At 64.5% G+C, this 9951-nt stretch carries 7 protein-coding genes and 1 pseudogene; 6 read left to right on the top strand and 2 right to left on the bottom strand.

Annotation, left to right across the window (positions count from 1 at the left end; genetic code table 11):
* Positions 1-740, bottom strand: a pseudogene (locus tag EOA29_RS14070) (glycosyl transferase); the annotation flags it as partial.
* Positions 741-908: 168 nt separating this feature from the next.
* On the opposite strand from EOA29_RS14070, the gene EOA29_RS14065 reads away from it, so the two are divergent.
* The 3 genes from EOA29_RS14065 to proC all read left to right on the top strand — a co-directional run bounded on the left by EOA29_RS14065 (position 909) and on the right by proC (position 4114).
* Positions 909-1922, top strand: a complete 1014-nt coding sequence (locus tag EOA29_RS14065; RefSeq protein ID WP_127221041.1) for a glycosyltransferase — start codon at positions 909-911, stop codon at positions 1920-1922.
* Positions 1891-3210, top strand: a complete 1320-nt coding sequence (locus EOA29_RS14060; protein WP_127221040.1) for an O-antigen ligase — start codon at positions 1891-1893, stop codon at positions 3208-3210. Before EOA29_RS14065 ends, EOA29_RS14060 begins: the two co-directional genes overlap by 32 nt.
* A gap of 88 nt (positions 3211-3298) precedes the next feature.
* Positions 3299-4114 (top strand): pyrroline-5-carboxylate reductase, encoded by an 816-nt coding sequence (proC, locus tag EOA29_RS14055; RefSeq protein ID WP_127221039.1) that lies wholly within the window; start codon positions 3299-3301, stop codon positions 4112-4114.
* Here proC and EOA29_RS14050 read toward each other — a convergent pair.
* Positions 4089-5429: an NAD(P)H-dependent oxidoreductase gene (locus EOA29_RS14050; RefSeq protein WP_127221038.1), complete on the bottom strand. Its 1341-nt coding sequence runs from the start codon at positions 5427-5429 to the stop codon at positions 4089-4091. The two genes, proC and EOA29_RS14050, sit on opposite strands and share 26 nt — an antisense overlap.
* A gap of 579 nt (positions 5430-6008) precedes the next feature.
* Here EOA29_RS14050 and EOA29_RS14045 point away from each other — a divergent pair.
* From EOA29_RS14045 to EOA29_RS14035, 3 genes are all read left to right on the top strand, one after another.
* The gene (locus tag EOA29_RS14045; RefSeq protein ID WP_127221037.1) at positions 6009-7466 is read left to right on the top strand and encodes a TolC family protein; all 1458 of its coding nucleotides are present in this window, start codon (positions 6009-6011) and stop codon (positions 7464-7466) included.
* A gap of 30 nt (positions 7467-7496) precedes the next feature.
* Positions 7497-9629 (top strand): type I secretion system permease/ATPase, encoded by a 2133-nt coding sequence (locus EOA29_RS14040; RefSeq protein ID WP_127221036.1) that lies wholly within the window; start codon positions 7497-7499, stop codon positions 9627-9629.
* A 17-nt stretch (positions 9630-9646) separates the two neighbouring features.
* On the top strand, positions 9647-9951 hold a 305-nt coding region (locus EOA29_RS14035; protein ID WP_127221035.1), incomplete at its 3' end, for a biotin/lipoyl-binding protein.

Genomic DNA, 9951 nt, shown 5'->3' with positions numbered 1-9951 from the left:
ACCTTAGTCAAGAACCAGTCCAGCCCGATGCGGTTGGGCTGCCAGGTCCAGGTGCCGATCAGCGCCGCGTCGAAGTCGATGCGGCGCGGGCCTTTGTTCGTCGGCGCCTCGGCGCGGGTCACCAGCGGCAGCACCGCCGAGCGGTCGCCGGAGGCAACGCCGAGCGCGGCGCGGTCTTCCTCGGCCAGCGTGAAGACGAAACGCGCGGCGCGGCAGAGGCGATCCTCCATGACCTCCAGCAGCCTGGCCTCGCGGCGAAACAGCCAGCGTTGAAGAGCGCTGCCAGCCGCGGCGGCGTTCTCCTCGGCCGAACGATGCTCGACATTGTGCGCGACGAAGATCGACGGCCGATCGGCGAGAACCTTCTCAAACGCACCGGCGAACTGCACCGAATTCAGGACATAGCCATCGAACGGCCCGGCACGATCGATCGCGGCGTGAACCTTGGCGTCCGAGACGACACGCAGCTTGACTGAGGAAAAGGTGAGGCCGGAGACAACCGCCTTGCCCAGCCAGATAAGTTTCTGCAGAGCCGGGGCGTTTTCGGTACGCACCTCGACGGCGTCAAGCACGATGGTGTTCTGCGGATCGGACGGCGTCTTTCCCGGCCAGATGAAGCCCATCACCGTGACGCGCGCGCCGGCACGCCGCAGCGCGTCGATGATCGCGGCGTTGGCAATCTCGTAGCCGGAGGCGAGAGCGCCGTCGGGCACGATCGATGTGGCGAACAGCAGATGCATCTCACCTATCCATTGGTGTAGCCGGTAGCAAAACGCGGTGAAGCCTTGATTAAATGACACCGTCAAAGGCCAAACGCCTTGGTTTTGCGGGGCTCGCCGCGAAAGGTGATTAACGGAGCGTTATCATCGGGCTGCTATCGAGGATCGAACCCACACGGCTGGAAACGGATGATCCCTTTGCCATCGGACGCTTCGGTATCGATTGCGGGGGTATCGATCGCGGGGCGGTCTCCGGGACTCGCCGCGGAGAGCATCGAGGCGGTCGTCACGCTGCCGACCTTCAAGCGTCCCCAGTTGCTGCTGGAAACGCTGGCATCGCTCCGGGCGCAGAAGACCGAGCGGCACTTTGCCGTCATCGTCATGGAAAACGAGGCCGAGGCGCGCGAGGGCGCCACGGCGGCACTACCGTTGTTCGGGCGCGGCGAGATGCCGGGCCTCGTGATCGTCGCGCACGAGCGCGGCAATTGCAGCGCCTACAATGCCGGCTGGCAGACGGCGATGCTTTATTTCCCAAACTTCAAACATCTTCTCGTCATCGACGACGATGAGATTGCCGCGCCCGATTGGCTGGAACGCATGTGCAAGACAGCCGAGACGCTTCGAGCCGATATCGTAGGCGGGCCGCAAGTGCCGGTGTTCGCCGATCCCTCCCATGCGAGATGGGCCGATCACCCCGTCTTCGCGCCCCCATACCGGCAAACGGGCCGCGTGCCGGCGCTCTATTCGTCCGGCAACCTGCTGGTCGGGCGCAATGTGCTTATCGCCATGGGGCCGCCCTTCCTCGATCTCAGGTTCAACTTCATGGGCGGCGGCGATTCCGATTTCCTGAGCCGCGCCGCCCAGAAAGGTTTCGTTCTCGGCTGGTGCGCCGAGGCAAAGGTCAGGGAAACGATTCCGGCCCGTCGCGTGGAAGCCGACTGGATCCGCGCCCGCAGCCTGCGCAACGGCGTCATCTCCACGCTCGTCGAGAAGAAAAAGCGTGCGGGCACGCGGTTCGCCGGCGCCAAGGTTCTGCTGAAGAGCCTGGCGCTGCTTGCCGCCTCGCCGCTGCGCGGCGCCATCCGGCTGGCACGCACGGGCTCGATGACAACAGGCCTTTACCCGATCTATGTCGCGCTCGGCCGGGTGCTTGCCGAACTCGGATATGCCAATGAGCAGTACCGGCAGCCTGAGAAGAACTGAGCGCGCGCCGCTCAGCGCCGCCTTCACGCGCGAGGGCATTGCGACGGCAATCGCGGCGCTGCTCTTCACCGTCATCATCGTCTCGTTCCGGCCCTTCCAGCCTGCGGGCGCGGAACTCACCGGCGACGGCGGCGACATCGTCAACCAGCTCGGCTTCGGATCGCTCGGCGCCATCTCCATCTTCTCGCTGCTCGCCTTCGCCGATCCGCGCGTCGTGCGCTCGCTCATCAGCCCGTCCTGGGCGCTGATGCTGGGCTTCTTCTTCCTGTCGGTGATCCTGGCGACCGATCCGCCCTCCGCCATGCGCGCCGCCTCCTTCACCATGATCGGCATCATCACCATGGCGACGATCCTGGTGCTGCCGCGCGACGCCGACTCCTTCGCCAAGGTCATCATCTTCACCGCAGTGATGGTGATGGGTCTTTCCTATGTCGGGCTCATCGTCTTTCCGCACGAGGCATTGCACACCGCCGACTCGCAAGAGCCGGAGCATGCGGGCCTGTGGCGCGGCGTCTTCACTCACAAGAACATCGCCGGGCCGGTGATGGCCTGCTTCAGCTTTGCCGGACTCTATCTCTGGCGGCGCGGGCAACGCTGGTGGGGCATCGGCATCTTCTCAGCGGCAATGATCTTCATGCTGCATACCGGCTCGAAGACGACCGCCGGACTGGTGCCGTTCTCGATCCTGATCGTGGTGCTGCCAAGCCTCATCGGCGTGCGGATCGGCACGCCGATCCTGTTTCTGTCCGCGATCGTCGCGACCGCGGTCGGCACGCTCGGCATCGTCTTCATCCCGCCGGTGAAGCAATTGGCGGCGGTCTATTTCCCGAACCTCACCTATACCGGCCGCACCACGCTGTGGGAGTTTGCCGGCGAGATGCTGGCGAAGCGGCCCTGGACCGGCTATGGCTATGAGAGCTTCTGGGGAACGCCGCTGCTGCTCAATCAGGACCAGCCCTTCGACCGGCCCTGGGACATCCGAAACATCGTGCACGGTCATGACGGTTATCTCGACATCGCGGTGCTGATGGGCATCCCCGCGCTTTGCGTGGCGGTCTACACCTTCCTGATCGCGCCGCTCGGGGACTACATGCGCGTTCCGTTGCGCAAGGAAAACATCTATCTCGGCGACTTCTTCATGATGGTGGTGCTGTTCACCGCGCTCAACGGCTTCCTCGAAAGCTTCTTCTTCCGCCGCGCCGACCCGGTCTGGCTTTTCCTCGTGCTCAGCGTGCTCGGCCTGAGGCAGGTTTCGCTGCGGCCGATTCCGGCCCGCTGCCCCCACTGATCCGCGAGCGGGCGACCGATCCCTCCCGACAGGGCTTTCCCGCCGCCGCGCGACCGTTTATGGGAGGAGCCTTCTTTCGGAGGCTTCCATGACCATCAGGCTCGTTCTCGCCGGTTGCGGCAATATGGGTTACGCGATGCTCTCGGGCTGGCTGAAATCCGGCAAGCTTGAGCCGTCCGCGGTGTTCGTGGTCGAGCCCAATGCCGAATTGCGCAAGCGCGCCGAACATCTTGGTTGCCGCGTTGCGGCCGGCGCTTCCGGCGTTCCGGCCGATGCCGTGCCCGATCTCGTCGTCATCGCCGTGAAGCCGCAGGTCATCCGCGATGTGCTCGTCGCTTACAAGCGCTTCGGTGACGGCAGGACCACCTTCGTCAGCATCGCCGCCGGCACGCCGGTCGCCACCTTCGAGGAGATCCTCGGCGATCTCGCGCCGATTGTCCGCTGCATGCCGAACACGCCGGCGGCGATCGGCAAGGGCATGATGGTGGTGTTCTCCAACCCGCTGGTCCTGGACGACGTCAGGCGTTTCGTCGCCGAACTGCTCTCGGCGAGCGGTGTCGTGACGACGATCGATGACGAGAGCCTGATGGATGCCGTGACGGCGGTCTCCGGCTCCGGCCCGGCCTATATCTTCCATTTCATCGAAGCGCTGACGGTTGCCGCCGAGAAGGCCGGCCTGCCGGCCGAGACAGCCAAGCTGCTCGCCATGCAGACCGTCTACGGCGCGGCCTCGCTCGCCGCCGAAAGCGACGAGGAGCCGGGCGTGCTGCGCCAGCAGGTCACCAGCCCCAACGGCACGACGGCGGCGGCGCTTGCCGTGCTGATGGGAGAGGACCGGCTGACGAAGCTTTTGACCGACGCGGTGGAAGCGGCGCGGCTCAGGTCGATAGAGCTGGGGAAGTAGCGCTCGCGCCGTACAGCATCTCGTCCTGCAGCCGGCGCAAGGCATAGAGCCTGGTCGTCTTGTCGGGCGCGGCGTTGTCGCTGGTCAGCAGTTCGCCCTTCCTGACCGGCTTCAACACCTTGCCGCCCTCGAGCAGCCCGACCGGCACGGCGCGGCTGGCGCGTGCCTCGCCGACCGTCATGGTCCAGGAGCGGTAGCAGGTCTCGCCGATGGCATCGAAGGTTTCGCCGGCGGCGAGATCGCGCTTGGCGACGGCGCAGACCTCGGCCACCGGTTTCGGCAGCGGCACCATGTCGGGCCGGCCGTAGAGCATGATGCGGGCCGCGGTCAGCGGCACCTCCAGCGAGGTCAGGTGGTAGGGCCTGAAGAAGCTGTAATAGGGGCCGTGGCCAACATGGAGGTCGTCCATCCGCTCGACGACGCGCGGATGCGTCGCCTCGACGATGACGAAGACGCCTGGCGCAACCCCCTTGCCGACGGTGTAGTCGACGACACCCTTCCTCGACAGGATGCCGCCGTCCTCGCGCGGGATGAGCACCTTGGCGAGCTGGTCGCGGTCGGCCTTCGGGCCATGCATGCCTGGAACATCGGGCGCCAGGCCGGTGGCGTTGGCGATGGCGCACATCTCGACCATGGTCTTGGAACCGTCGACGAATTCGACCAGCATGCGCGGATTCATGTTCCGGCGCAGCGCTTCCTCGCGATAGTCGTCGGGAACGGCGTCGTGGTTGAGCGGGTTGTTCTTGCCCTTGCCGGCCGAGACTATGGTGTAGCCGAGCGCCGAGGCGAACTCGATCAGCTCCATGCAGCTCGACGGCTCGTCGCCGGCGCCGACCGAATAGACGACGCCCAGGCGATCGGCCTGCTGCTTGAGATAGCAGCCGATGGTGACGTCGGCCTCGACATTCATCATCACCAGATGCTTGCCATGCTCCATGGCCATCAGGTCGAAATCGGCGGCGACGCCGGGCTTGCCGGTGGCGTCGATGACGACGTCGATCAGCGGATTGGTGACCAGCATCTCGTTCGAAGTGATGGCGATCCTGCCGCTTTCTATCGCCTGGCTGACTTTGGAGGCGGTCTCGGCTTCGGCAGCCATTGCGTCGTCGCCATAGGCGATGCGAATCGCCTCGCGTGCCGTGTGCGGGCGGCGGGTGGAGATGGCGGCGACCGAAATGCCCGGCATCAGCATGCCCTGCGTCACCAGATCGGTGCCCATCTCGCCCGAGCCGATGACGCCGATGCGCACGGGACGGCCCTCGGCGGCGCGCCGGGCGAGATCGCGGGCAAGCCCGGTCAGGGCGACATTTGTCATACAAGAACGTCCATGCTTTGCTTTCAGCCCGCAATACAGGGATCGGTCCCCGTTTGCCAACAAAACCAGCCGCACATGGCAATTTCCGGCGCATGCCTTGCAGAACCGGAGCAGATTTCTTGCAGCAAGATGTCGCCGGGACCGTGGCTTTCCTTGCCTCGTCCGCAACCTCGCCGATCACCGGCGCAACATCCTCGGCCGGTCGATGGCCTAGGCTCGACGTCCCTCGAGTGAGAGCGCTGCCTCGGCGTCACCGGACACGCCTTGCCGACGAAGAGGGTTAACAAAGTCACCATAGAGGCCGGGCGATTCCTGGCCCAGCTTAGCTATTTGTTTAGAAAATCGCGATCGTGGCGGGACTGTCCGCATCGCAACCCAGAGGCGCACCGTGTTTCTGTGCTATTTTTGCTACAACCGCTCGGACTAATGACCCGAAACCTCGCTTTTGATGGACTCGAAATCATTAAGCGCTCACATCTTCGGAAAATCTGCTAGATACTGGCCGAAAGCTCTGGTGGCAGGCTCGGGCAAATAAGCGCTAAAAAAACAATAGGGCGCGGGGATAGTCACGGGGTTAAAATGACCAGGACGGGTAAAGTGACCGTCGGCTGGCGCTTTGCGCTTGCCATGACGGTGTCGATGCTGACTTGTGGAAGCGCCAGCGCACTCACACTCAAGGAAGCCGTAGCAGTCGCCGTCGAGTCCAATCCTGAGATTGGGCAGGCGATCGAAAACCGCGAAGCCATCGAATTCGAGCTGCGCCAGGCAAAAGGCCTCTATCTTCCCAGCGTCGATCTGGAAGCGTCGACAGGCGCCCGCCGCCTGGACAATCCTTCCCGTCGCGCGATCGGCGAGGAGCATGACGCCCTCTATCCGAACGAGGCCGACCTCACCGTTACGCAGACGCTTTATGACAGCGGGGCAAGGCGGGCCGAATTGAACCGCCAGGCCTCCCGCGTCGACGGAGCGTCTTTCAGAGTGCTGGAGCGGTCCGAGTTTATCGGGCTTGCCGTCGTCCAGGACTACCTTGAATACATGCTGCAGGGGTCGATCGTCGCCGAAGCGAAGAAAAACCTCGCCTTCCATCAGTCTATACTCGGCGACATCAAGCAGGGCATCGCCGGCGGCGCGCTCAACGATGCCGACCGGCAACAGGCCGAGGAGCGCCTTTATGCCGCCAAGGCGCGCGTGCAAGAGGCCGCGGAGGAGCTCGAAGCCGCCAAGATCCGGTTCTTCAAGAATGTCGGCAAGCCGCTGACCAATGCGTCGCGGCCGGCCGATGTCGCCGGCGCGCTGCCGCGCTCGCTCGATGACGCGATCGGGCTCGCCAGGCAGAGCAATCCGCGCGTCCATATGGCCAACAGCGACATCGACGCGGCGGCCTCGCTGGTCGACGCCGCGCGGGCGAAATACGGCCCCACGATCACGGCCGAGGGCGTCGCCCGGGGTGGATCTGACATCGACGGCGACGATGGCGACACCAGCGACCTGCAGGCGCGCGTCGTGCTGCGCTGGAACCTCTATCGCGGCGGCATCGACAAGGCCAACGAGCAGGAGCAGATCCGCCGCACCAGCGAGCAGCGTCTTGCGCTGCATCAGGTGCTGCGCGAGATCGAGGAAGCCGTACGCACCTCATGGGACCGCCGCTTCCGCCAGGCGGAACTCGCACAGACACTGCGGCTGCAGGCCGCCACCAACGAAAAGCTGGTGGCTTCCTACCGCGAGCAGTTCAAGGTCGGACAGCGCTCGCTGCTCGACGTGCTCGACGCGCAGAACACGCGTTTCAACACCGCAACGCTGGCCGACACCTCGTCCTATGCGTCGCTGTTTGCCGAATACCGGCTGCTGGCCGCGACCGGGCAGTTGCTGAAGACGCTGAACATCCAGCCGGCCAAGCAGGCCACAGCCTACGCGCGAACGGAATTCGGCGTGCCGGAGACGGCCGACACCGAAACCTATGCGCGGACGCCGTCGGAGCAGAAGAACGATCTGCCGTTCGACATCCTCGCGCCGGTCAGGAAGAAGCAGCCGATGTAAGCATCGATCTCTGGTCCTTCGGGGCAGATCGTGAACCAGCAGCCCAACATCGTTTCGCCCAAGGAGGCTTTCAAAGCCTGCTTCTCGGCGATTGCAGCCTATCTCGGCCGGCCGAGCGCGGAGACCGTGCTGTTTGCCGGGGTGCCGATTTCGGAAACGCGCATCGAGCCGGACGACATCAGGCACCTCGCCGAACGCATCGGCCTCGAGGTCCGGGAGTTCAGCCATCGCGATTTCGTGCGCGGCCGCGTCGATCTTCCGGCTATCGTCTTCCGCACCAATCAGTTGCCGGTCGCGCTGCTCGCCGAGACCGAGACCGGGCAATATCTGACGGCTCCGCAGGAAGACGGACGAACCGCGATCAGCAAATCGGAGCTCGCCGGGAGCTACATCAGCGGCGGAGCCTCATTCTCGATCACCTATGCCAACACCGCCGAGGAGATGACGGTAGGCAAGGCGCCGAGGATCGAAAGGCGCCACTGGCTGACCGGAACGATGGGGGCGTTCTGGCGCACCTATTCGAAGGTCGTGCTGTCGGCGATCTTCATCAACATGCTGGCGATCGCCTCGCCGATCTTCACCATGAACGTCTACGACCGCATCCTACCGAACAAGGCAGTGTCGACGCTCTGGGTGCTGGCGATCGGAATCGGCGCGGCGATCCTGTTCGATCTGTTGCTGAAGACGGCCCGCGCCTCGCTCATCGACTACGCCGGACGCAAGGCGGATCTCAGGATTTCCTATCTGCTGTTCGAGAAAGTGCTCAACTCGTCCTTGTCGGCGCGGCCGGGGTCGACCGGCGAATACGCGAACCGCGTCACGCAATACGAGTTCGTGCGCGAGTTCTTCACCTCGAACACCATCAGCGTCTTCATCGACACGGCTTTCGTCTTCGTCTTCCTCTTGGTCATCTACGCCATCGGCGGCTGGCTGGTGATCATACCGGCGCTGGCCTTCCTGTTTTCCATCATCGTCGGCCTGGTCACGCAGCGGCGTATCGGCAGACGAGTCGCCGCTTCCATGAACGAGGCAGCGCAGCGCCAGGCGCTCCTGGTCGAATCCATCTCCACGCTGGAAACGATCAAGTCGCTGCGCGCCGAGGCCTACCTGCTGCGCAAATGGGGCGAGCATTCGAAGAACGCGGCCAACACGTCGGAAAAGATCAAGGAGCTTTCGGCCGCCGCCGGCAATGTCACCGGCGCAATCCAGCAATTCGTGACCGTCGCGCTGGTGGTTGCCGGCGCCTATGCCTTCTCGGAAGGCCAGGTCTCGACGGGCGCGATCATCGGCACGGTCATGCTGGCCGGCCGCGCGGTCGCGCCGCTCGGCCAGATCGCCATCACGCTCTCCCGTTTCCGGCAGGCCATGCTGTCGCTCAGGATCATCAACACGATCATGTCGCAGCCGGAGGACCGGCCCGACACGGTCGGCTTCGTCAACCGGCCGATCCGCAGCGGCGCGCTCGTCTTCAAGAATGTCGGCTTCGCCTATCCGGGCACCGAAAACGAGGTCCTGAGCGGGCTGAACATCGCGGTCAAGGCCGGCGAGCGGATCGGCATCATCGGCCGCATCGGCTCCGGCAAGACGACGATGGGCCGTCTGGTCGGCCGGCTCTTCCTGCCGACCTCCGGCGAACTGCTCATCGACGGCATCGACATGCGCCAATATCACCCGTCTGAAGTGCGCGCCGCAGTGGGCATCGTCGCGCAGGCCGGCGACCTTTTTTCGGGCACGGTCAAGGAAAACCTTTTGATGGCCGCTCCGGAAGCGACCGACGAGGAGATCATCGACGCCGCGAAGGCTGCGGGCGTCGACGACTTCGTCTCGCGCCATCCGCGCGGCTACGACATGAATGTCGGCGAGCGGGGCACCAATCTGTCGGGCGGCCAGCGGCAGGCGGTGGCGATCGCGCGGTTGCTGCTGACCAAGCCGAAGATCGTCTTCCTGGACGAGCCGTCGGGTTCGATGGACCTCGCCTCGGAACGGCAGTTGATCAAGCAGCTCAAGGTCGCATTCGACCGCAACACGACGCTGATCGTGTCGACCCACCGCTACAGCATGCTGGAGCTGGTCGACCGTCTCATCGTCATCGAGCAGGGCCGCGTGGTCGCGGACGGAGCGAAGGAACAAGTCATCCAGGCATTGCAAAAGGCGAATGCCTGACCGGGGCACGTTGGGGAATGTTTGCAAGGGAAGATCGGCCGCCGCTTTTCGCATCGGCGTCCGTCTACATCATAGGGGCCCTGTTCGTGGCCTTCACCGCCTGGGCATCCTTTGCCGAGGTCGACGAGATCGCGCGCGGCGACGGCAAGGTCATTCCCGCCTCCAAGACGCAGATCATCCAGGCGAGCGAGGCCGGCGTCGTCCAGGAGATCGCCGTGAAAATCGGCCAGACCGTGAAGAAGAACGACCTGATCATCCGGCTCGACAACTCGGGCAACACCTCGAGCCTTGGCGAAGAGCAGGCCAAGGCGCGAGCGCTGCA

Origin of the sequence: Mesorhizobium sp. M1E.F.Ca.ET.063.01.1.1 (assembly GCF_003998155.1) — a bacterium.
Taxonomy (GTDB): domain Bacteria; phylum Pseudomonadota; class Alphaproteobacteria; order Rhizobiales; family Rhizobiaceae; genus Mesorhizobium.
The sequence above is the reverse complement of the archived record's forward strand: the minus strand, read 5'-3'. Positions and strand labels throughout refer to the sequence as shown.

What these genes read in the sequence shown, in the direction of transcription:
- EOA29_RS14065 (WP_127221041.1), top strand. Translation starts at nt 909, where the DNA reads ATGATCCCTTTGCCATCGGACGCTTCGGTATCGATTGCGGGGGTATCG.
- EOA29_RS14060 (WP_127221040.1), top strand. Translation starts at nt 1,891, where the DNA reads ATGAGCAGTACCGGCAGCCTGAGAAGAACTGAGCGCGCGCCGCTCAGC.
- proC (WP_127221039.1), top strand. Translation starts at nt 3,299, where the DNA reads ATGACCATCAGGCTCGTTCTCGCCGGTTGCGGCAATATGGGTTACGCG.
- EOA29_RS14050 (WP_127221038.1), bottom strand. Translation starts at nt 5,429, where the DNA reads ATGACAAATGTCGCCCTGACCGGGCTTGCCCGCGATCTCGCCCGGCGC.
- EOA29_RS14045 (WP_127221037.1), top strand. Translation starts at nt 6,009, where the DNA reads ATGACCAGGACGGGTAAAGTGACCGTCGGCTGGCGCTTTGCGCTTGCC.